18 protein-coding genes are annotated in these 20,743 nt (G+C 76.3%); 10 read left to right on the top strand and 8 right to left on the bottom strand.

What is annotated here, in order from left to right; genetic code table 11:
- Positions 1-87: 87 nt before the first annotated feature.
- On the top strand, positions 88-1,377 hold the full coding sequence (locus tag ACFC0B_RS13375; protein WP_376085672.1) for a sensor histidine kinase: 1,290 nt from the start codon (positions 88-90) through the stop codon (positions 1,375-1,377).
- Positions 1,377-2,039, top strand: coding sequence for a response regulator (locus ACFC0B_RS13370; RefSeq protein ID WP_376085986.1), 663 nt, complete (start codon positions 1,377-1,379; stop codon positions 2,037-2,039). Before ACFC0B_RS13375 ends, ACFC0B_RS13370 begins: the two co-directional genes overlap by 1 nt.
- Positions 2,040-2,136: 97 nt before the next feature.
- Here ACFC0B_RS13370 and ACFC0B_RS13365 read toward each other — a convergent pair whose 3' ends face one another.
- The 3 genes from ACFC0B_RS13365 to modA form a co-directional block, all read right to left on the bottom strand.
- The gene (locus tag ACFC0B_RS13365; RefSeq protein ID WP_376085669.1) at positions 2,137-3,240 is read right to left on the bottom strand and encodes an ABC transporter ATP-binding protein; all 1,104 of its coding nucleotides are present in this window, start codon (positions 3,238-3,240) and stop codon (positions 2,137-2,139) included.
- Between the two features lie 103 nt (positions 3,241-3,343).
- Positions 3,344-4,219, bottom strand: coding sequence for an ABC transporter permease (locus ACFC0B_RS13360; protein WP_376085666.1), 876 nt, complete (start codon positions 4,217-4,219; stop codon positions 3,344-3,346).
- On the bottom strand, positions 4,216-5,076 hold the full coding sequence (modA, locus tag ACFC0B_RS13355; RefSeq protein WP_376085663.1) for a molybdate ABC transporter substrate-binding protein: 861 nt from the start codon (positions 5,074-5,076) through the stop codon (positions 4,216-4,218). Before modA ends, ACFC0B_RS13360 begins: the two co-directional genes overlap by 4 nt.
- A gap of 398 nt (positions 5,077-5,474) precedes the next feature.
- Between modA and ACFC0B_RS13350 the strand changes: the two genes are divergently transcribed.
- The 4 genes from ACFC0B_RS13350 (at position 5,475) to ACFC0B_RS13335 (ending at position 10,071) form a co-directional block, all read left to right on the top strand.
- On the top strand, positions 5,475-6,542 hold the full coding sequence (locus ACFC0B_RS13350; RefSeq protein ID WP_376085660.1) for an RNA ligase (ATP): 1,068 nt from the start codon (positions 5,475-5,477) through the stop codon (positions 6,540-6,542).
- A 122-nt stretch (positions 6,543-6,664) separates the two neighbouring features.
- Positions 6,665-8,122 (top strand): cytochrome P450, encoded by a 1,458-nt coding sequence (locus ACFC0B_RS13345; RefSeq protein WP_376085657.1) that lies wholly within the window; start codon positions 6,665-6,667, stop codon positions 8,120-8,122.
- A gap of 339 nt (positions 8,123-8,461) precedes the next feature.
- Complete coding sequence (locus tag ACFC0B_RS13340; RefSeq protein WP_376085654.1) at positions 8,462-8,992, top strand: RNA polymerase sigma factor; 531 nt, start codon at positions 8,462-8,464, stop codon at positions 8,990-8,992.
- A gap of 44 nt (positions 8,993-9,036) precedes the next feature.
- Positions 9,037-10,071 carry a hypothetical protein gene (locus tag ACFC0B_RS13335; RefSeq protein ID WP_376085652.1) on the top strand — a complete coding sequence of 345 codons (1,035 nt, stop codon included), beginning with the start codon at positions 9,037-9,039 and terminating at the stop codon, positions 10,069-10,071.
- Between the two features lie 140 nt (positions 10,072-10,211).
- Here ACFC0B_RS13335 and ACFC0B_RS13330 read toward each other — a convergent pair whose 3' ends face one another.
- On the bottom strand, positions 10,212-11,720 hold the full coding sequence (locus ACFC0B_RS13330) for a cation:dicarboxylate symporter family transporter (RefSeq protein ID WP_376085649.1): 1,509 nt from the start codon (positions 11,718-11,720) through the stop codon (positions 10,212-10,214).
- Between the two features lie 255 nt (positions 11,721-11,975).
- Here ACFC0B_RS13330 and ACFC0B_RS13325 point away from each other — a divergent pair, with 255 nt between their 5' ends.
- Together ACFC0B_RS13325 and ACFC0B_RS13320 are read left to right on the top strand one after the other, a co-directional pair.
- On the top strand, positions 11,976-13,724 hold the full coding sequence (locus ACFC0B_RS13325) for an ATP-binding protein (protein ID WP_376085647.1): 1,749 nt from the start codon (positions 11,976-11,978) through the stop codon (positions 13,722-13,724).
- On the top strand, positions 13,721-14,467 hold the full coding sequence (locus ACFC0B_RS13320) for a response regulator (RefSeq protein ID WP_376085644.1): 747 nt from the start codon (positions 13,721-13,723) through the stop codon (positions 14,465-14,467). The genes ACFC0B_RS13325 and ACFC0B_RS13320 overlap by 4 nt, the downstream gene beginning before the upstream one ends.
- 208 nt (positions 14,468-14,675) lie before the next feature.
- On the opposite strand, the gene ACFC0B_RS13315 is transcribed toward ACFC0B_RS13320, so the two are convergent.
- A complete protein-coding gene (locus ACFC0B_RS13315) occupies positions 14,676-15,041 on the bottom strand; it encodes a PH domain-containing protein (protein WP_376085641.1) in 366 nt (121 codons plus the stop codon).
- Positions 15,042-15,159: 118 nt separating this feature from the next.
- Complete coding sequence (locus ACFC0B_RS13310) at positions 15,160-15,879, bottom strand: class I SAM-dependent methyltransferase (RefSeq protein ID WP_376085639.1); 720 nt, start codon at positions 15,877-15,879, stop codon at positions 15,160-15,162.
- A gap of 215 nt (positions 15,880-16,094) precedes the next feature.
- On the opposite strand from ACFC0B_RS13310, the gene ACFC0B_RS13305 reads away from it, so the two are divergent.
- Positions 16,095-17,486, top strand: coding sequence for a diaminobutyrate--2-oxoglutarate transaminase (locus ACFC0B_RS13305; protein WP_376085983.1), 1,392 nt, complete (start codon positions 16,095-16,097; stop codon positions 17,484-17,486).
- Positions 17,483-19,144 carry a pyridoxal phosphate-dependent decarboxylase family protein gene (locus tag ACFC0B_RS13300; RefSeq protein ID WP_376085637.1) on the top strand — a complete coding sequence of 554 codons (1,662 nt, stop codon included), beginning with the start codon at positions 17,483-17,485 and terminating at the stop codon, positions 19,142-19,144. Before ACFC0B_RS13305 ends, ACFC0B_RS13300 begins: the two co-directional genes overlap by 4 nt.
- A gap of 1 nt (position 19,145) precedes the next feature.
- Here the strand turns inward: ACFC0B_RS13300 and ACFC0B_RS13295 are convergent, their stop codons facing one another.
- Complete coding sequence (locus tag ACFC0B_RS13295) at positions 19,146-19,820, bottom strand: signal protein (RefSeq protein WP_376085634.1); 675 nt, start codon at positions 19,818-19,820, stop codon at positions 19,146-19,148.
- Positions 19,821-19,867: 47 nt separating this feature from the next.
- Positions 19,868-20,665: an inositol monophosphatase family protein gene (locus ACFC0B_RS13290; protein WP_376085980.1), complete on the bottom strand. Its 798-nt coding sequence runs from the start codon at positions 20,663-20,665 to the stop codon at positions 19,868-19,870.
- Positions 20,666-20,743: the final 78 nt, after the last annotated feature.

Genomic DNA, 20,743 nt, shown 5'->3' with positions numbered 1-20,743 from the left:
GCGGTCCGGCGGATCCCGCTGGGGAGGGGATCCGCCTCCCTCCCGGGAAGGAGGCCGGGCGCGGCGCTGACCTGGCAGGATGGCGCGATGCCCCGGATATTCGCGCCCCTGCTGAGCGCCGTCACCTACGCGCGCTGGCTGCACCTGCTGGTCGGCTGGATCTTCGCCGGCGTCATGCTGATGGTCTATCCGGGCGTCGAGGGGCGCGGCCTCGGCGAGGTGCTGGTGCGGGCGGTGCCCGCGGACGTCGCGCTGCTGGCGCTGTCCGCGCTGGTGCCCGCGGTGCGCCGGGCGGAGGGCGTCCAGGCGCGGCTGCTGCTCGTCCCCGAGCGCGAGCGGGACATCGCCGTCGAGCCCGCCCGGAGCTGGGCCGACCGGCGGCGGACGGCGGCCTGGCTGATCGGGCGGTTCGTCCTCGGCGGGGTCGTCGGCATCGCCTCGGTCCTCGGGCCCGCCGCCGCCTTCGACCTGGTCGTGCGGTCGAAGCCGGTCGTGTTCGGCGTGCGGGTGCCGGGCGGGGACGTCCTGCCCTGGGGGCCGGCGGCGGCGCCGCTGCTGCTGTTCGGGCTCGGCTGGCTGGTCGTCTGGGCGGGTCGGCTCCAACTCGCGATGGCGGTAAGGCTGCTGGGACCGTCGCCGGCCGATCTGCTGGCCGCCGCCGAGCTGCGCGCCGAACGGCTGCTGGAGCGCAACCTGCTGGCGCGCGAGCTGCACGACTCGATCGGCCACGCCCTGACGGTGACGGTCCTCCAGGCGGGCGCGGCCCGCGAGGTCGGCGACCCGGCCTTCTCGGCCAAGGCGCTCGAAGTCATCGAGGAGACCGGCCGGCAGGCGATGGACGACCTCGAACGCACCCTCGCCCTGCTCCGCGACCCGGGCGAACCCGGTGGCCCCGGTGGCCCGGGAGGCCCGGCGGAGTCGGCCGGCTCGGGCGGTCCCGGCGGCCCGGGCGGCGAGGAGGTTCGCGAACGGCCGGGCATCGACCGCCTCCCCGCCCTCTTCGAGCACGCGCGGGCGGCCGGCAGCCCCGTCGAGGCCAGCGTCGACGTCCCGGCCGGCGGCCTCCCCGGCGTGCTCTCCCGCGAGGGCTACCGGATCGTCCAGGAAGGCGTCACCAACGCCCTCAAGTACGCGCCCGGCGAGACGATCAGCGTCCGGATCGCCGTCCGCGAAGGCCGGTTGGAACTGCGCTGCGTCAACGGCCTGCCCCCGCACGGCGCCGCGCCCGGCCGGTCCGGCGGCTCACTGCGCCGCGGGGGCAAGGGACTCCGCGGCATCCGCGAACGAGCCGTGCTGCTCGGCGGCGAGGCCACCGCGGGTGCCGAGTCCGGTGCGTGGGTGCTGGCCGTCCGGGTCCCCCTACGCTTGGGCGCGTGATGATCGACATTCTGCTGGCCGACGACGAGGAACTCGTCCGGGCCGGCCTGCGGGCCGTGCTGGAGGCCCAGGGCGACCTGCGGGTGGTCGGGGAGGCGTCCGACGGCGCCGAGGCCGTCGCCCTGGCCCGCCGGCTGCGCCCGCACGTGGTGCTGATGGACGTCCGGATGCCCGGGCTGGACGGCCTCGCCGCCACCCGCGAACTGGTCCGCGACGGCGCCGCGCCCGGCGGCCGCGCGCCGAAGGTCCTCGTCGTCACCACCTTCGAGGTCGACGACTACGTCTACCAGGCGCTGCGCGCCGGGGCCGACGGCTTCCTGCTCAAGCGCACCCGGCCCGCCGAGATCGCCCAGGCGGTGCGGCTGGTGGCGGCCGGCGAGTCACTGCTCTTCCCCGCCCAGATCCGCCGGCTCGCGGCCGGCCAGGGCAATGCGTCGGCGCGCGCGACGATGGCACGGGCGGCCCTGACGGAGCGCGAGGCCGAGGTGCTGCGGCAGGTGGCGCGCGGGCTGACCAACGGCGAGATCGCCGAGCAGCTCTTCCTCGGCGTGCAGACGGTGAAGACGCACGTCAGCAGCGTGCTGGCGAAGCTCGGGGCGCGCGACCGGACCCAGGCGGTCATCCTCGCCTACGAGTCGGGCTTCGTGACACCCGCCGAGTAGCGCCCATCGAGTAGTGCCCGGCGAGTGACGCCGCGGAGCAGAGCCCGCCGAGCAGCCCCCCCGCGTCGTGGCGCGCGACGCCGGGCGGGCTCGCGCCTCAGGCCGGGTAGGCGTGCGTCTGAGCGGCCTTGACGGCGGCCCAGACCGCCGCGCCGGGCGCGAGCCCGAGCTCCGCGGCCGCCGCCGGCGTCAGGTCGGCGGCCATCGGGACGGCGCCCGCCAGGTCGGCCCGCACCTGGTCGCCGTGCAGGTCGAGGCCGGCCACCGTCAGCTCCCAGACGTTGCGCGCGCTGCCCTCCGGCCGCGTCCGGTGCAGGGTCACGGCGGACGGCGGGAACGCGACGAACGCCGGCCCGGACAGCTCCTCGTCCGCCGTCAGCACGGCGCCCTGCGGCAGGGTGACCCGGTGCCCGTCCGCCGTGCCCCGGTACAGGTTGAGCCCGACCAGGCGCGCGATGTAGTCGGTGCGCGGGCGGCGCGCGATCTCCGCCGGGGCGCCGGACTGCACCTCGCGCCCGTCCTCGATCACCACCAGCCGGTCGGCCAGCACCATCGCGTCCAGCGGATCGTGCGTCACCAGCACCGCGACCGCCTCGAACTCGGTGAGGTGGCGGCGCAGCTGGGCCCGGACGTCGAGCCTGGTCCGCGCGTCCAGGGCGGCCAGCGGCTCGTCCAGGAGCAGCAGCCGCGGCCGGACGGCCAGCGCCCGGGCCAGCGCGACCCGCTGCGCCTGGCCGCCGGAGAGCCGGCCCGGGCGGGCGTCCGCGTGCTCGGCCAGGCCCATCCGCTCCAGCCAGCCGGCCGCCTCGGCCCGCGCCTCGCGCTTGGAGCGGCCGCGGCAGCGCGGGCCGAACGCCACGTTGTCCAGCGCGCTCAGGTGCGGGAAGAGCAGGTAGTCCTGGAAGACCACACCGACCGGGCGCTCCTCGGCGGGGGTGTGCAGCCGCCGGGCCGGGTCCTCCAGGACGCGGCCGTCCAGCCGCAGGTGGCCGTCGCCGAGCGGCAGCAGGCCGGCCAGCGCGCGCAGGGCGGTGGACTTGCCGGCGCCGTTGGGGCCGAGCAGCGCGACCACCTCGCCGGGGGCGGCGGTGAGCGCGAGGTCCAGGGTGAACGCGGCGCGCTCGACCCGCAGCCGGGCGTCCAGGCCGGAGGCGGCGGGAGCGGCGACGGGCCCGGTGGGGGGCGCGCTGGGCGGGGTCATCGGCGAGGGCTTCCGGAGACGGGGCCCGGGCTGCGGGCCGACAGGAGGAGGGAGCGCACCACGGCGGGCGGCGCTGCGGCGGGCGGCATCACGGCCGGCCGCGTCACGGCGTGGACATCCAGCGCTCGCGCAGCCCGGCCAGGACCGCGATCGACACCACCAGCAGCACCAGCGACAGCGCGATCGCCGCCTCCGGGTCCGACTCCATCGCGAGGTAGACGGCGAGCGGCATGGTCTGGGTGCGGCCGGGGAAGTTGCCCGCGAAGGTGATCGTCGCGCCGAACTCGCCGAGCGCCCGCGCCCAGGCCAGCACCGCGCCGGCCCCGATCCCCGGCGCGATCAGCGGCAGCGTCACCCGCCGGAAGGCGGTCAGCCGGGAGGCACCCAGCGTCGCGGCGGCCTCCTCGTAGCGCGGGTCGGCGGCGCGCAGCGCGCCCTCGACGCTGATCACCAGGAACGGCATCGCCACGAAGGCCTCGGCGATCACCACGCCCGTGGTGGTGAACGGCAGGGTCAGGCCGAACGCGGAGTCCAGCCAGGAGCCGACGATGCCGCGCCGGCCCAGCACCAGCAGCAGCGCCACACCGCCGACCACCGGCGGCAGCACCAGCGGCAGCGTCACCAGGGCCCGGACCATCCGCCGGCCGGGCAGCTCGGTCCGGGCCAGCAGCCAGGCCAGCGGCACCCCCAGCACCAGCGACACGCCGGTCGCCGCCGTCGCGCAGACCAGCGACAGGCGCAGCGCCTCCCACACCTGCGGGCTGGTGAGCTGCTCCGACAGCGAACTCCACGGCGCCCGGACCAGTAGCCCGACCAGCGGGAGGACGAGGAACGCCAGCCCGAGCAGCGCCGGGAGCAGCAGGGCGACCGGTACCCGGTGGGCCCGCCGCCGCCCCCGGCGGCGCGGCGGACCGACGGGGTCCCGCGGTGCGTTGCCGCCGTCGGGGTGGCCGCGACGGCGGCCGGTGCGGGGGATCACGGAGCCTGGAAGCCCGCCGCGGTCAGCACCTGCTGCGCCTCGGGCGACTGGATGTAGGCGACGAAGGCGGCGGCGCCGTCCTTGTTCGGCGCCTTGGCCAGCGCGGCGATCGGGTAGTCGTTGACGGCCTGGGCGGCTTCGGGGAAGTCCACGCCGTCGATCTTCCCGGAATCGGCCCGCACATCGGTGCGGTACACCAGGGAGGCGTCGACCTCGCCCAGTTCGACCTTGGTCAGCGCGCCCTTGACGTCCTGTTCCAGGGTGACGGGGGTGAGCGTGACGTTCGCGGCCTTGAGCGCGGTCAGCGCGGCGGCGCCGCAGGGCACCTCCTTGGCGCAGAGCGCGACCTTCACCCCGGGGGCGGCCAGGTCGGCGAGGCCGGCGAGGTGCTTGGGGTTGCCCTTGGGGACGGCGATGGCGAGCGTGTTGCGCACGAAGGTCTTCGGCGCGCCCGCGGCGCCGCCCGCGTCGGTGACGGTCTTCATGGTGGCCGGGCTGGCGGCGGCGAAGACGTCGGCGGGGGCGCCGGAGTTGATGCTGGCGGCGAGGGCGGAGCTGCCGCCGAAGTTGAAGGCGACCTTGGCACCGGGGTTGGCGGCCTCGAACTTCTTGCCGAGGTCGGTGAAGGTCTCCTTGAGCGAGGCGGCCGCGAACACGGTGATCGAACCGGACGCCTTCGGAGCACCGGCGGAGGCGCCCGTCGCCGCCGGGCCGGTGGCCGAGTCGGTGGCGGTGCTCGTCGCCGAGCCGTTCTTGTCGGCGGAGCCGCCGTCGCTGCCGCAGGCGGTGGCGCCGAGGGCGAGGACGAGGGCCGCGGCGCCGGCGGCGGTGAGTCTGCGGACGGTCGTTCCGGTCATTCCTACGCTTCCCCTCCTGGGCGCGCCGGAAGGGCGCGGGCCGTGGCCGCAGCTGCGGCCTTTATGCCGATCATAGTGCCGCAGATGCGAGCCGATCCCTGCCCGTACCGTCGCAGGGGCGAGGGAAGGTCCGCACGGCGTCCCGGCCGTCGGAAGGTCCTCGGACGGGGAAGGGCCGCCGCGCGGCCGCCGAAAACCCTTCGCGCCCGGACGCACCGGGGCGGGAGAGTGGCCCCCTCGGTCCGTCGATCGCCTCGATCCCATGGATCCCGTCGATCCTGTTGGTCCCATCGATCCCAGCCATCCCATCGGTCCTCATCAGTCCTATCGGTCCTATCGGTCCCCTCGGCCCCGCGCGCACGCCGGCCGACGGCCGAGCCAGGGGGAGGAGTACGCCCATGTCCACGCTGCGGGTCACCGCCGAGCGGCTGACCATCCTGGAGCACCCGAACGCCGACGCCCTCGAACTCGCCCAGGTCGGCCTGTACCGCGCGGTGGTCGCCAAGGGGGCCTATCGCACCGGCGACCACGCCGTGTACATCCCGGAGCAGGCCGTGCTGCCCGCGCCGCTGATCGCCGAGCTGGGCCTGACCGGCCGGCTCGCCGGGAGCGGCGCCGACCGGGTCAAGGCGGTGCGGCTGCGCGGCGAGCTCTCGCAGGGCATCGTCTGCCGGCCCGGGGCCCTGGCCGGCACCGACCTGGCGGCGGCCGCCGGGCGGGGCGACGACTTCGCGGCGCTGCTGGGCATCACCAAGTGGCAGCCGCAGGTGCCCACCACGATGAGCGGCGACGTCGTCCCGGCCCCGGACCTGCTGCCCTGGGTGGACATCGAGAACCTCAAGCGGTTCCCGGACGTGTTCGCGCCCGGCGAGCCCGTCGTGGTGACCGAGAAGCTGCACGGCAGCTGCTGCCTGGTCACCTACCACGCCGCCACCGGCGAGGTGCAGGTCTCCTCCAAGGGGGTCGGCGCGCGGGGGCTGGCGCTCGTCGAGGACGGCCGCAACCTGTACTGGCGGGCGGTGCGGGCGCACGGCGTCGCGCGGGTCGCGGCGCGGCTGGCCGAGCGGCTCGGCGCGGAGCGGGTCGGCGTCTTCGGCGAGGTCTACGGCACGGGCGTGCAGGACCTCACCTACGGCGGGTCCGGGCGCGGGGAGGTGCCCGGCTACGCGGCCTTCGACGTCTCGGCGGTGGTCGACGGGCAGCTGCGCTGGCTGCCCGCGGCCGAGCTGCTGGACGGGGAGCTGCCGCTGGTGCCCGAGCTGTGGCGCGGGCCGTTCGCGGTGGACACGGTGCTGGCGCTCGCGCAGGGGCGCGAGACGGTCTCCGGGCGCGAGCTGCACCTGCGCGAGGGCGTGGTGGTCCGGCCGCTGGTCGAGCGCCACAGCCCGGTGGTGGGCGGACGCGCCATCGCCAAGGCGGTCGGGGACGCCTACCTCACCCGCAAGGGCGGTACGGAGTACGAGTAGGGGCGTGAACGATCCGGCGGGCGCCGTCCAGCGCCCGCCGGGCCGCCCCGCGCGCTCCTTCTGCTCTGATTACCACTCAGTTACGTTGGGTCGGTACCGAGGAGCACGACCGAGGAGGGGACATGACAGAGACCGCCGCTGCCGCTGCCGCCACCGCTGCTGCCGCCGCCACGAAGCGGATACCGGGACCGCTGGGCCTTCCCCTGGTGGGATCGCTGTTCGACCTGACGCGGCGCCCGCTGCGGACGTACCTCGACGCCCGACGCGACTACGGCGACGTCGTCCGCTTCGTGGCCGGTCCGCCCGGGCTGCGCGCGGAGTTCTACGCGGTGTTCTCCCCGGAGGGCGCGCACCAGGTGCTCGGCAGCCAGGCCGCCAACTTCCGCAAGGACAACAGCTTCTACGACGAACTGCGGACGAGTCTCGGCAACGGCCTGCTGACCAGCCAGGACGGCGACTACCAGCGCCAGCGCCGGCTGATCCAGCCGCTGTTCACCCGCCGCCGGGTGGACGGCTACGCGCAGGCCGTCGGGCTGGAGTGCCGGGTGCTCGCCGACCGGTGGCGGGCGGCGCCCGGCGGCGTGGTCGACCTGGCCGAGGAGATGTCGCGCTTCGCGCTGCGCACGGTCTCCCGGATCCTGTTCGGGGCGGACGTGGAGGCGGCGGTGGAGGTGGTGCACCGCAGCTTCCCGGTGATGGGCGAATTCGTCCTCGAACGCGGGTTCGCGCCGGTCCGGCTGCCCCGCTCCTGGCCGACGCCGGCCAACCGGCGCGGCGCGGAGGCGCGCCGCGACCTGTACGCGGTGTGCGACCGGATCATCGCCGAGCGGGCCCGCCGGGCGGAACGCTCCGGCACGGCGGACGCCGGCGTCGCCGCCGGCGGCGTGGACGCCGTGGACGGGCCGGCCGTTTCGGACGACCTGCTGGAGCTGCTGACCCGGGCCCGCGGCGAGGACGGCGAGCGGCTCGACCCGGACGAGCTGCGCGACCAGGTGCTGATCTTCCTGCTCGCCGGGCACGAGACCACCGCGACCTCGCTGGCCTTCGCGCTGTTCCTGCTGGCCAAGCACCCGGAGCAGCGCCGGCTGGCCCGGGCGGAGGCGGACGCGGTGCTCGCCGACCGGGAGCCCGGAGCCGCCGACCTGGAGGCGCTGCCCTACCTGACCCGGGTGCTGAAGGAGGCCATGCGGCTCTACCCGGCCGCCTCGCAGATGGGGCGCCGCTCGGTGGAGGAGTCGGTGGTCGACGGGCACGTCATCCCGGCCGGCGCCCAGGTGATCCTGGCGCCCTGGGTGACCCACCGGCACCCCGGCCACTGGGAGGAGCCCGACCGCTTCGACCCGGACCGCTTCCTGCCCGAGCGCGAGAAGGAGCGGCACCGGTACGCCTGGTACCCGTTCGGGGGCGGGCCGCGGGCCTGCATCGGGCAGCACTTCTCGATGCTGGAGTCGGTGCTGGCGCTGGGCGCGCTGCTGCGGGAGTTCGACCTGGAGGCGATCGACCGCGGGGTGCGGCTCGGCCAGGGGATCACGCTCCAGGTGAAGAGCCCGATGCGGGTACGGCTGACGCCGCGCGAATGAGCGGATTCACACCCGGGCGAATCACCGGCCGAATCGGTGGACAGGTGAATCGGCGGGTGGGGGAGAGGGAAGGGCGGTGCGGCGTGCCGCACCGCCCTCGTGGAATTCCCCCGTTTCTCCCCCGCCATTTTTCGATGATGACGCATTACCGGGATCCGTAGCGGGCAGGAGGACGGCGAACCATGGCGCGAGGTGCGTCGTGGGTGTTCCGGTCGGTGGTGGCCAACCGGGCTTCGGGGTGCCGATTTCCGAGGGGGCGGCATGGGGAGCGCGCCGGGTTGTCGGGGCGAAGGGGAACCGGAAGGCCGTTCCGGGGCCGAATCCGCGGAATTCGACCGGGTGTTCACGGAATTGCTGCCCAGACTGCACCGGGCGGCCACCCGGCTGGTCGGAAATCCGTTCGGTGCGGGGGATGTCGTCCACGAGGCGTATGTGCGGATCGCCCGGCGGCCCGCCCGTTTCCTCGGCCATCCGCGGCCCTATGCGTACGCGTTCACCGCGATGGTCAACGTCGTGCGCGACGAGTGGCGCCGCGACCACCGCCGGCTGGTGCCGTTCGAGGCGCTGGAGGACGTCGAGGCGCTCGGCGGAGAGGCCGGCGGGCAGGCCGAGCTGCAGGCGCACTGGGAGGTCGTCCGGCTGCTGGGCTGCCTGACGGCGAAGCAGGCCCGCGCCGTCCTGCTGGTCGACCTCGACGGGTACGGGCTGGAGGAGGCCGCGGCCCTGCTCGGCGTGCACCGCTCCACCCTGGCCCTCACCCGGCGGCGGGCGCTCGACCGACTGCGGACCGTTCTCGAACGGGAGCGCGGGGCGGTCGACGGGCCCGGGCCCGGGAACGGGCCCGGGAACGGTTCCGGCGCGCCGGACTGACGGTCTGTCAGCTCATGCGCGGTCTCGCCCGTACGCTGAAAATCGTGATCACGTACGAGGAGCATCGGCTCCGCTCCCTGGCGGACGAGGGCCGTTGGATCGAACTGCTGGGCGCCTACCGGCAGGCCCGCGCCGTCGCCGTCGCGTTCCACCCGGGGGAGACCGGTCCCGGTCCGGGTGGTCTCGGTTCGGGCGGTGCCGGTGCGGGCGGTGCCGCGCGGGGCCGGGCCGCCGTCGCCACCGCCCCGCTCGGCCACCTGATCGCCTACGCCGCGCCGCCCGAGGTGGCCGCCCGGCTGTTCGACCCGGACGGGGGCCCCGGCACCGCCGCCGCCGTCACCGACCACGACGCCGGGCCGCTCTGGGAGGTGCTGGCGACCCGGCACTGCTGGCGGCGGCTCGCCCCGCTGCTCGGCCCGCCGCCGGTGCGGCGGCTGGTCGCGCAGACCCGGGTGCTGCTCGGCGAGGACCTCTCCCGGGACGCCGAGCCGGACCGCGAGGGCGTTCCGCTGCGGCTGGAGCCGTGGGAGGCGGCGGGCCGGGGCGAGGGCGCGCCGGTGCGGGAGTACCTGCGCGACGGAGGGTCGCGCAGCGCGCTGCTGACACTGCCGGCCAGCCGGGAGGGCCTGGCCCCGGTGGAGCTGCCCGGTTCCGGTGCCCGGCTGCCCGGGCAGCCGGCCACCCGGGCGCTCGCCGAGCTGGCCGGGTGGGCGCGGGCCGTCTGCGTGCGGGGATCGGCGCCGCAGGCCGCCGCGCAGCTCGCGCCCGGGCGGCTGGTGACCGGCGGGTACCTGCCGTTCGCGCTCGTCTGGGCGGCGCTGGTGCAGGCGGGCGTCGCGGACCGGGCGCACGGCGCGGCGCACGGGCGGCTGGCGCTGTGGCGGGTGCTGGCGGCGATGGCCGGGGCCGGGGCGGAGGGAGCTCGGCGGGCGGACCGGGCGGAGGTGGGCGCGCTGGTCGCGCGGATGCGCTGCTTCACCTGGGAGGACCCGGCGGACCGGCTGCGGCACCTGCACCTCGCGCTGGAGGACCCGGCGACCGGCCTGAGCTGGGCGGTCAGCGGGTCCGAGGAGGTCTGAGGGTCGGCGGGCGGCGGCGGCGCGCGGGGGAGCGCCGGGGGGAACGCGGAACCCCCGGTCCGGCGCCATTTCCGGGGGGTTGGGCGGGGCGCCGGACCGGGGGAGTCAGGGGGTGGGGCGGCCGGGACGGCCGGGGCGGGTCAGGCGGCGGCCAGTGGCACCGGGCCCGGGGCGGCGGGTGCGGACCCGGGCGCTGCCGCGGGCGCGGACCCGCCGGCCGGGGCGCCGTGGGCGCCGGTGTCCAGCAGCGTCCGCTCGTCGAAGGGCACCGCACCCGCCAGCACCTGCCGGGCCCGCTCGCGGTCCAGCTCCCCGGTCCACTGCCCGATCAGCACGGTGGCGACGGCGTTGCCCGCGAAGTTGGTCATCGCCCGCGCCTCGGACATGAACCGGTCGATGCCGACGATCAGCCCGACCCCGTCCACCAGCGCCGGCTTGTGCGACTGCAGTCCGCCCGCCAGCGTGGCCAGTCCGGCGCCGGTGACCCCGGCCGCGCCCTTGCTGGCGATCACCATGAAGACCAGCAGCGACAGCTGCTCGCCCACCGACATCGGCTTGTCCAGCGCCTCCGAGATGAAGATCGAGGCCATCGTGAGGTAGATCGCGGTCCCGTCCAGGTTGAAGCTGTAGCCGGTCGGGACGGTGATGCCGACCACCGGGCGGCTGACGCCCAGGTGCTCCATCTTGGCGATCAGCCGGGGCAGCGCGCTCTCCGAGGAGGACGTGGAGAGGATCAGCAGGAACTCGCGGCCCAGGTAGCGCAGCAGGCCGAAGATGTTCACACCCGCGACCAGGCGCAGCAGCGTGCCGAGCACCACGACCACGAACAGCGCGCAGGTCAGGTAGAAGCCGACCATGATGACGGCGAGGCTCTTCAGCGCGGCCGTCCCGGTGGCGCCGACCACCGCCGCCATCGCCCCGAAGGCGCCGACCGGCGCCACCCACATGATCATCGCCATCACCCGGAAGACCAGCCGCTGCACGTGCTCGACGCCGCGCAGCACGGGCGCACCGGCCGGGCCCAGCGCCTGCAGGGCGAAACCGACCAGCAGGGCGACCAGCAGGGTCTGCAGCACCTTGCCCTCGGTGAGGGAGGAGAGCAGGGAGGTCGGGATCATGCCGAGCAGGAAGTCGGTGGTGGACTGCGCGCCGCCGGCGGCGGCCTGGGCGTGGCCGGACTTGGCGAGCGCGGCGGTCAGGTGGAGGCCGCCGCCGGGCTCCAGCAGGTTGCCGACCAGCAGGCCGATCGCGAGCGCGACGGTCGACATGGCGAGGAAGTAGCCCAGCGCCAGGCCGCCGACCCGGCCGACCTTGGCGGCCTTGGTCACCGAGCCGATGCCGAGCACGATGGTGCAGAAAATGACCGGGCTGATCATCATCTTGATGAGGTTGACGAAGCCCGTGCCGATCGGCTTCAGCTCCACCGCGAAGCCCGGCGCGGCCAGGCCCACCACGACACCCGCGACGACCGCCGCGATCACGGCGAGGTAGAGGTAGTGGGTGCGGTCCCGCGGCGCCTTCGCCGCAGTGCCCGCAGTGCCTGCGATGCCCACGGTGCCCGCGATGCCCGCAGTGCCCGCGTCCGGCTCCGCGCCCGCGTCCGGGGCGTCCGCGGCTCTGGACCCTGCTCCTGGTCCGGTGATCGACATCTGCGGCTCCTTCGCCACTGCTGGGCCCGGCGCGCGAGCGCCCGCACGCCCGGCGCGCTGCTGCGCCGGTACGTGGGTGGGGGTGCGCCCGTGAGGGTGCGCGGCCGTGCGGTCCTGGCGGCCCCGGGTGGTGGGCCGCTCCGACTATGCGGCCGGGGGGTGACGCGGGTCACGCTTGCGTTCATAGAGTTCACGCGGACGCCGGAACACCGCGGCCGCACCGGGCCGCCGCGGCCGTGGTGCACACTGACAGGCATGTCCGTGCGAACCCTCCCTCCGTCGCGCCGGCTGGTGCGCAGCCTGGCCGGACAGCTCTTCGTCGTCCAAGTGGTCATCGTCGCCGCGGTGGTGGCCGGCGGGGCGGTGCTCGCGTACCTGTTCACCGCCGACCGCACCGAGGCCGCCGCCCGCCGCCAGGTCACCGCCGTCGCCCGCTCCGTCGCGGACTCCCCGGCCGTCCTCGCCGCCGTCTCCGCGCCCGACCCGACGGCCGTGCTCCAGCCGTACGCCGAGCGGGTGCGGGTCGACACCGGGGTCTCCTTCGTCACCGTGATGGACACCGCGGGCGTCCGCTGGACCCACCCGCTGCCCGAGCAGATCGGGCGCACCTTCCTCGGCCACATCGACTGGGCGCTCGACGGGCAGACCCGCAGCGAGACGTACACCGGCACGCTCGGCCCGTCGGTGCGGGTGGTCACCCCGGTGCTGGACGAGCGGAACCGGGTGGTCGCCCTGGTCAGCGCGGGCCTCACCGTGCAGTCCATCTCGGCCCAGCTGCGCGGCCCGCTGCTCGCTCTGGCCGGGGTGGCGGCGGGCGCGCTGGCCGTCGGCGGGATCGGCACCTACCTCGCCAACTCCCGGCTGCGGCGGCACACCCACGGCATGGGGCCGGCCGAGCTGAGCCACCTCTACGAGTACCACCAGGCCACCCTGCACGCCGTGCGGGAGGGGCTGGTGCTGCTCGACCGCGACCGCCGGGTGGTGCTCTGCAACGACGCCGCGCGTGAACTCCTCGGCCTGGAAGGGCCGGTGGAGGGGCGGCCGGTCGCCGGGCTGGGCCTGCCGGCGGCGCTGGTGGCCGCCGTCTCCGGGGCGGAGCCGGTCCGTGACGAGGTGCACCTGACGGCCGAGCGGGTGGTGGTGCTCAACACCTCGACCATCGGCACCGGGCTCGGCCGCGTCCTCACCCTCCGCGACCACACCGAACTCCAGTCGCTGAGCGGAGAACTGGACTCGGTGCGCGGCTTCACCGAGGCGCTCGGAGCGCAGGCGCACGAGGCGGCCAACCGGCTGCACGCCGTCGTCTCGCTGATCGAACTCGGCCGCCACCGCGAGGCGGTGGAGTTCGCCACCGCCGAACTCGCCCTCGCCCAGCGGCTCACCGACCGGGTGGTGGCCGCCGTCGGCGAACCCGTGCTGGCCGCCCTGCTGCTCGGCAAGGCCGCCCAGGCGGCCGAGCGGGGCGTGGAGTTGACGCTCACCCCTGACAGCTCCATCGACGACGGGGTGCTGCCGCCCTGCCTGAGCGCACGCGACCTCATCACCGTCCTCGGCAACCTGATCGACAACGCCGTGGACGCCGCCATCGCGGGCGCGGCCGCGCGCCCCGAACCGCCGGAGGTCACCGTCACCGCCCGGATCGACGGCGAGCACCTGCTGCTGCGGGTCGCCGACACCGGCGAGGGCATCGCCCCGGGCGCGGTGGACGACGTGTTCCGGCGCGGCTGGAGCACCAAGCAGGGCGGGAGCGGAGCCGGGGACGGGAGCGGACACGGGGACGGACACGGACACGGGGACGGGAGCGGAGGCGGACGGGGCGGCGGCCACGGGCGCGGACTCGGGCTCGCGCTCGTCGCGCAGGCCGCCCGCCGCAACGGCGGCACCGTCGAGGTCGGCCGGGAGCGCGGCGCCGTCCTCACCGTCCGCCTGCCGCTCGACCGGGCCGTGCGCGACGGCGGGGCCGAGGGCGCCGGGGACCGCGGGCGCCTGGCGGTGGCCCCGTGACCGGCGCGCCGCGCGCACCCGAGCGCCCCGAGATCTCCGTGCTGGTCGTCGAGGACGACCCGGTGGCCGCCGCGGCCCACGCCCTCTACGTCGGACGTGAACCGGGCTTCCGGGCCGTCGGCACCGTGCACGGCTGCGCACAGGCACTGCGCTTCCTGGAGCGCGCCCGCGCCGCCGGGAGCCCCGTCGACCTGCTGCTGCTCGACCTCTACCTGCCCGACGGGCACGGCCTCCAGCTCTGCGGCACGCTGCGCGCCGGCGGGCACACCACCGACGTCATCGCCGTCACCTCCGCCCGCGACCTCGCGATGGTCCGCCAGGCCGTCTCCGCCGGCGTCGTCCAGTACCTGTTGAAGCCCTTCGCCGCCGCCGCGCTGCACGACCGCCTGGAGCGCTACGCCCGCTACCGGGACACCCTCGCCCGCACCGGTCCGGCCACCGGGCAGGACGAGGTCGACCAGGCGTTCGCGCTGCTCCGCGCACCCGAACGCACCGCCCTGCCCAAGGGGTTGAGCGCGCCGACGCTGGACACCGTCGCGGGCGTGCTGCGCGCGGCCCGCACCGGCCTGTCCGCCGCCGCGGCGGGCACGGCGGCCGGGGTCTCCCGGATCACCGCCCGCCGCTACCTGGAGCACCTGGTGGACAGCGGTCTCGCCGCCCGCGAGCCCCAGTACGGCACCGTCGGCCGCCCGGAGCTGTGCTACCGCTGGACCGGCGGCGACGGCGGGCGCCGCGGCGTCTGAACGAGTGAACTGCCGCTCGGTACCTGCCTGTTCGAGTCCGTGGTCCTGACTGCCCGTACTCGGGCGGCACGCCCGGGCGCGATGTCGCCCTGCCGGTGGGGCGGCCACCGGGTCGCACGACGGCGTCGAGATCGACACCCCCTGCTTCGACGACCGCGTCGTGGGCATGTGCAACCAGCAGGGATTCGGTGACCTGACCCCGGCCGGGTCAGCGGGTGACGAACTCGCTGAGCAGGGCCTGCACCTCGTAGATGTCCACGCCCTTGGTGAAGTTCTTGGAGATCGGCAGCGCCGCGCCCGACACCCGGATCTTCAGCTCGGCGTCCAGGTCGAAACCGCCGGCGGTCTCCACGGCGAAGTGGGTGATGGACCGGTAGGGGATCGAGTGGTACTCGGTCTTCCTGCCGGTGATGCCCTGCTTGTCGACGAGGATCAGCCGGCGGTCGGTGAACAGGAAGGAGTCGCGCAGCAGTTGGTAGGCGGCCCGGAGCTGCTCGCCCTCGCCGAGCAGCCGGGCGAACTCCTTGTGGGCCTCGTCGTCGTCCACCCGGTGGGCGTTGCCGAAGAGCGCCATGCCGGCTCCTCTCGTCGGGCACCCGGTTCGGGTGCGGAGGGCTTCGAGTCCGGCATGCCGGCGGTCACGGCCGGGTGGGGCCCCCGACCGTCCGGTCCGGTGTCCGCTCGGCCGCCGGCTAGGCCGTCCGCTCGGCTGTCCGCTCGGCGAGGGCGAGGTAGCGGTCGTCGGCGTCCGTGTAGGAGGTCAGGCGCCAGCCGGCGGCGGCGAGCAGCGGGCGGAGGTTGGGCTCGGCCCGCAGGTCGTCCGGGGTGACGGCGCGGCCGTGGCGGGCGGCGAGGGCGGCGCGGCCGACGGGGTGGAACAGTGCCAGCCGGGCGCCGGGGCGGGCCGCCCGGGCCAGTTCGGCGAGGGCGCGGGCCGGGTCGGGGAGGTGGGAGATCAGGCCGGCGGCGAAGACGGCGTCCAACGCGGCGTCGGGCAGGGGGAGCCGGGCGCAGTCGGCGAGTAGCAGGTCGGCGGTGCCGGGGTGGCGGGCGGCGGCCTCGTGCAGCATCTCCGGGGTCACGTCGGCTCCGAGGACCCGCCCCGCCGGTCCGACCGCCGCCCGGAGCGGGGCAAGGGCGCGGCCGGTGCCGCAGCCGGCGTCGAGCACCGACGCGCCCGGGCGCAGGGCGAGTTCGGCGACGGCGGCGGCGTAGCGCGGGCCGTCGTCGGGGAACTTGGCGTCCCAGTCGGCGGCGCGGACGGCGAAGAACGCGCGGGTGCGGGCGAGTTCGGCGGCGTACGCGTCGGTGTCGGGGGCCGGCGGTGCGGACGGCGGGGTCGATGGGGCGGACGGCGGGGTCGCCGGGGTCGCCGGGGTCGGTGACGGCGGGGAGGAGGGCGAGGACGGCATGCGGTGAGGGTAGCGCGCGTGGTCCGCCCGCCCGGGCCGTGACCTCCCGGCGGTTCGCTCGTTGGGGAAACGGGTCCGCTGTCACCCGCGCGGGTGGTTCCGGCGGCCCCGGGGAGAATCCGGGCGAACCGGAGAAGTAAGGTTAGGCTCACCTAAATTCTTGGGAGCCCGCCTTGACGCTCGCCGCTGAGCCCGCCACCGGTCCGACCGTCCCCGTGCCACCTCCTTCCCCGGCCGGCGGGTCTGCCGGCGCGCCGCCCGAAGCCGCCCGGGCCGCCGCCGTCCTGCGGCGCCAGCGCGGCCGCGAGTCCGCCGCCCGCACCTATGCGCGCTCGTTCCCGATCGTCCCGGTCCGCGCCCACGGCATGACCGTCGAGGGCGCCGACGGCCGCCGCTACCTCGACTGCCTCTCCGGCGCCGGCACCCTCGCGCTCGGCCACAACCACCCGGTGGTCCTGGAGGCGATCCGCCGCACCCTCGACAGCGGCGCCCCGCTCCACCTGCTCGACCTCGCCACCGCCGAGAAGGACGACTTCACCACCGCCCTGTTCGAGAGCCTCCCGCCCGCCTTCGCCGACGGCGCGCGCGTGCACTTCTGCGGCCCCGCCGGGACCGACGCCGTCGAGGCCGCGCTGAAGCTGATGCAGACCGCCACCGGCCGCTCCGGCGCCCTCTCCTTCACCGGCGCCTACCACGGGATGACCGCCGGGGCCCTCGCGCTCACCGGCAACGTCGCCGTCAAGGAGCCGCTGCCCGGCGGCGGCGAGGTGGTTCGGCTGCCCTACCCCTACGGCTACCGCTGCCCGTTCGGGGTCGGCGGGGAGGCGGGCGCCGAGCTGTCCGCCACCTACGTCGAGCGGCTGCTCGACGACCCGTCCGGCGGTGTCGTCCCGCCCGCCGCGATGATCCTGGAGGCCGTCCAGGGCGAGGGCGGCGTCGTCCCCGCGCCCGACGCCTGGCTGCGCGCGATGCGCCGGATCACCGCCGAGCGCCGCATCCCGCTCATCGTCGACGAGGTGCAGACCGGCGTGGGCCGCACCGGCGCGATGTGGGCGGTCGAGCACAGCGGGATCGTGCCGGACGCCATGGTGCTCTCCAAGGCGATCGGCGGCAGCCTGCCGCTCGCCGTCGTCGTCTACCGCGAGGAGTACGACGGCTGGCGGCCCGGCGCGCACACCGGCACCTTCCGCGGCAACACGCTCGCCATGGCGGCCGGCGCCGCCACCCTGCGGTACGTCGCCGCGAACGGGCTCGCCGAACGGGCGGCGGCGGTCGGCGCGCGGATGACCGAACGGCTGCGGGCGCTGGCCGGGGAGCTGCCGGTGATCGGCGATGTGCGCGGACGCGGGCTGATGATCGGTGTGGAGCTCGTCGACCCGGCGGCCGAGCCGGACTCCTGCGGCGCGCGGCCGGCCGCACCCGAGCTCGCCGTCCGGGTGCGGGAGGCGTGCCTGGAGCGCGGGCTGATCGTCGAACTCGGCGGGCGGCACGACGCCGTGCTGCGGCTGCTGCCCCCGCTCACCGTCACGGACGAGCAGGCGGCCGCGGTGCTGGACCGGCTCGCCGACGCCCTCGCGGCGGCCTCCGGGCCGGCGGTGTCCGCGTGAGCGCGTTCGGACCGGGCGGGGGCGGGGGCGGGGGCGGGGCGGAGTCGGGCGGGGCGGACGGGTCGGGATCCGGCGGGGCGGGTGGCCCGGACGCGGGCGGGCCGCTCGGTACCGGGTGGCCGCTCGACGCGCTGTCCGGCGGCGTCGGCGGGCCCGCCGCGCTCGGCCCGCTGCTCGCCACCGTCCTCGACGCGCTGGAGACCGGAGCCACCCGGCGGGGCGGCCCGCTGCCCACCGGCCGCCCCGCCGACCTCGCCGCCCGGACCGCCGAGGCACTGACCTGGGCGAGCGGCCGCGACGCCCTCGGCCGCCTCACCGAACTCCTCGCCCACGGCGCCGCCGACCCCGCCGATCCCGCCTGCGCCGCCCACCTGCACTGCCCGCCGCTCGCCGTCGCCACCGCCGCCGACCTCGCCGTCAGCGCCCTCAACCCCTCCCAGGACTCCTGGGACCAGGCCCCCGCCGCGACCGCGCTCGAAACGGCGCTGCTCGCCGAACTCGCCGCCCTGGTCGGCTACGACCCCGCCTCGGCCACCGGCGTGCTCACCTCCGGCGGCACCGAGTCCAACCTCATGGGCCTCATGCTCGCCCGCGACCAGAAGCTCGACGGCATCGTCGAACTCGACGGCCTGCTCGGCCTGCCCGCCGGCACCCGGCCCCGGATCTTCGCCTCCCGGGCCGCGCACTTCTCCGTCCAGCGGGCGGCCGCCCTGCTCGGCCTCGGCGAACGGGCCGTCGTCCCCGTCGACGTCGACCGCGAGCTGCGGATGGACCCGGCCGCGCTCGAACGCGCCCTGGCGGAGGCCGGCTGGGCCGGAGCCACCCCGCTCGCCGTCGTCGCCACCGCCGGCACCACCGACACCGGCGCCGTCGATCCGCTGTCCGCCGCCGCCGACCTCGCCGCCCGCTACGGCGCCTGGCTGCACGTCGACGCCGCGTACGGCGGCGGCGCGCTGCTCTCCGACCGGCTCGCGCCGCTGCTGGCGGGCATCGAACGGGCCGACTCCGTCTCGCTGGACTGGCACAAGCTGGGCTGGCAGCCGGCCGCCGCCGGGGTCTTCCTGGTCCGCCGTGCCGAGACGTACGTCTCGCTCGCCCGCCGGGCCGCCTACCTCAACCCGGCCGACGACGAACAGGCCGGCTACCCGAGCCTGCTGGGCCTCTCGCTGCGCACCACCAGGCGGCCGGACGCCTTCAAGCTCGCCGTCACCCTGCGCACCCTCGGCCGCGCCGGACTCGGCCGGCTCGTCGACGCCTGCCACGACCTCGCCCGGGACGCCGCCGAGGTCGTCCGGGCGGAGCCGGAGCTGGAACTGCACGCCGAACCCGTGCTGACCGCGCTGCTGTTCCGCTACCGGCCGAGGGCGGCCGGTCCCGCCGATCCGGCCGCACCCGGTCCGGGCGACGCCGGTCCGGGCGACGTCGGTCCGGGCGGCGTCGGCCCGGCGGTGCTCGACCGGGTCAACGCCGAGCTGCGCCGCGAGCTGCTGCGCACCGGCCGGGCCGTGGTCGGCCGCACCGAACTGCCCGGCGAGGGCCCGGGGCGGGTCCGGCTCAAGCTGACCCTGCTCAACCCGCACACCACCGCGGAGGAGGTCGCCGGGCTGCTCGCCGAGGTCGTCCGGGCGGGCCGGGAGGCGTGGAGCGCGGCGCGGTAGCTCAGACGGCCCCGGTGGGGGCGGGTGCGGCGACCCGCAGGTGGTAGTCCACCCCGGTGGAGAAGTCGATCGCGCCGGACTCGCCCCGGATCGCCAGCTCGTGGCTGCCGGGCGCGAGCGGGTCCAGCCGCACCCACAGGCCGCAGGCCCAGGTGTTGCCGATGTCCTCGCCGAAGGCGTTGCCGGGGGCGCCCATCAGCCCGATCGGGGTCGCGCCGATCGGCTCGGCGGTCAGCGGGGTGCCGTCCAGGACGGCGGAGCCCTTGGCGGTGTCCATGAAGTCCATGCACTCGGCGGCCTCGCCGAACATCGTCACCAGCGGGAACAGCACCGGGACGCCGACGGGCACGGTGCACGTCCGCTCGACGACCTCCCCGCCGGTCGTCCCGGCCAGGTACCAGAGGTTCTCCCGCTGGTGCTCGGCGCACCACCGGCCGGTGGTGTCCAGCACCGGGCTGCGCTTCGCCTCGGCCGAGACCGCCCAGCCCCACCAGCCGTCCTGCACCTCCGCCGCGGTCAGCGCGTGCACCGCCACCGGCGGGCTCGGCGACTCCGACGGCTCCTCGGCCGGCGGGTGCGCGGAGGAGGCCGCGGAATCGTGGCCGGGTGCGGAGGTGCAGGCCGGGGCCAGCAGGAGCGCGCCGAGGAGCAGCGCGACCAGTCGCCGTGAAGTCATGATCGCGAAGTGTAGGAGCCCGGCCGCCTCCCCTTGCCGCCGGGTCCCTACGGTGCGAGCAGGAGCGCGCGGCAACGCTCCCAGGTGGCCGGGTCGGCGGCGACGAGCAGGCCGTCCTCGCCGCCCGGGGGCTCAGGGGTGTACGGGGTGCCGTCGAACCGGGCGGCGCGGCCGCCGGCCTCGGTGAGGAGAAGGGAACCGGGTGCGTGGTCCCAGGGGAGGGTGCGCCAGTAGAGGAGGAAGTCCATGGCGCCCTCGACGACGTCCGGGTACTCGATGCCGGCGGCGTGGCGGCCCGGGCCCATCTCTCCGAAGGCGGCGCTGTTGGCCTCGATCCGGCGGCGGCGCGCGGGATCGAGGAAGCGGCTCTTCACCGAGCCGCGCCACTTGGCCGGGTCGGCGGGGGCGGGCGTGCGGGTCAGGCGGTGGCCGTCGCGCCAGGCGCCGGAGCCGAGCTCGGCGGTGTAGGTGGTGGCGGTGACGGGGTGCCGGATCCAGGAGGCGACCGTCCGGCCGTCGCGCACCAGGGAGACCATGACGGCGTACTCGGGCCGGCCCGCGACGAAGTTGGCGGTGCCGTCGACGGGGTCGACGAGCCAGACGGCGGGCTCGGCGTGCAGCGCCCGGGCGAGGGCCGGGTCGGCGGCGACGGCCTCCTCGCCCACCACCGGGACGGGCAGCAGCTCGCGCAGCCGCCGGGCGATGATTACCTCGGCCTCCCGGTCGGCGACGGTGACCACCTCGCCGGGGGCCTTCTCCATCACCTCGCCGGCCGCCAGCGCCCGGAACCGGGGCTCCACCGCCTCGGCCGAGGCCTCAGCGATGATCTCCGCCACCTTCTCCATCAGCACGTGCGCGCTCCCTTCGCCGGCTACCACTTTCGCACGTCAGTGCGGAGTCGGCGTGCGGCGGGGCGGGGTGGC

Source organism: Kitasatospora sp. NPDC056184 (assembly GCF_042268405.1).
Lineage (GTDB): Bacteria > Actinomycetota > Actinomycetes > Streptomycetales > Streptomycetaceae > Kitasatospora.
The sequence above is the reverse complement of the archived record's forward strand: the minus strand, read 5'-3'. Positions and strand labels throughout refer to the sequence as shown.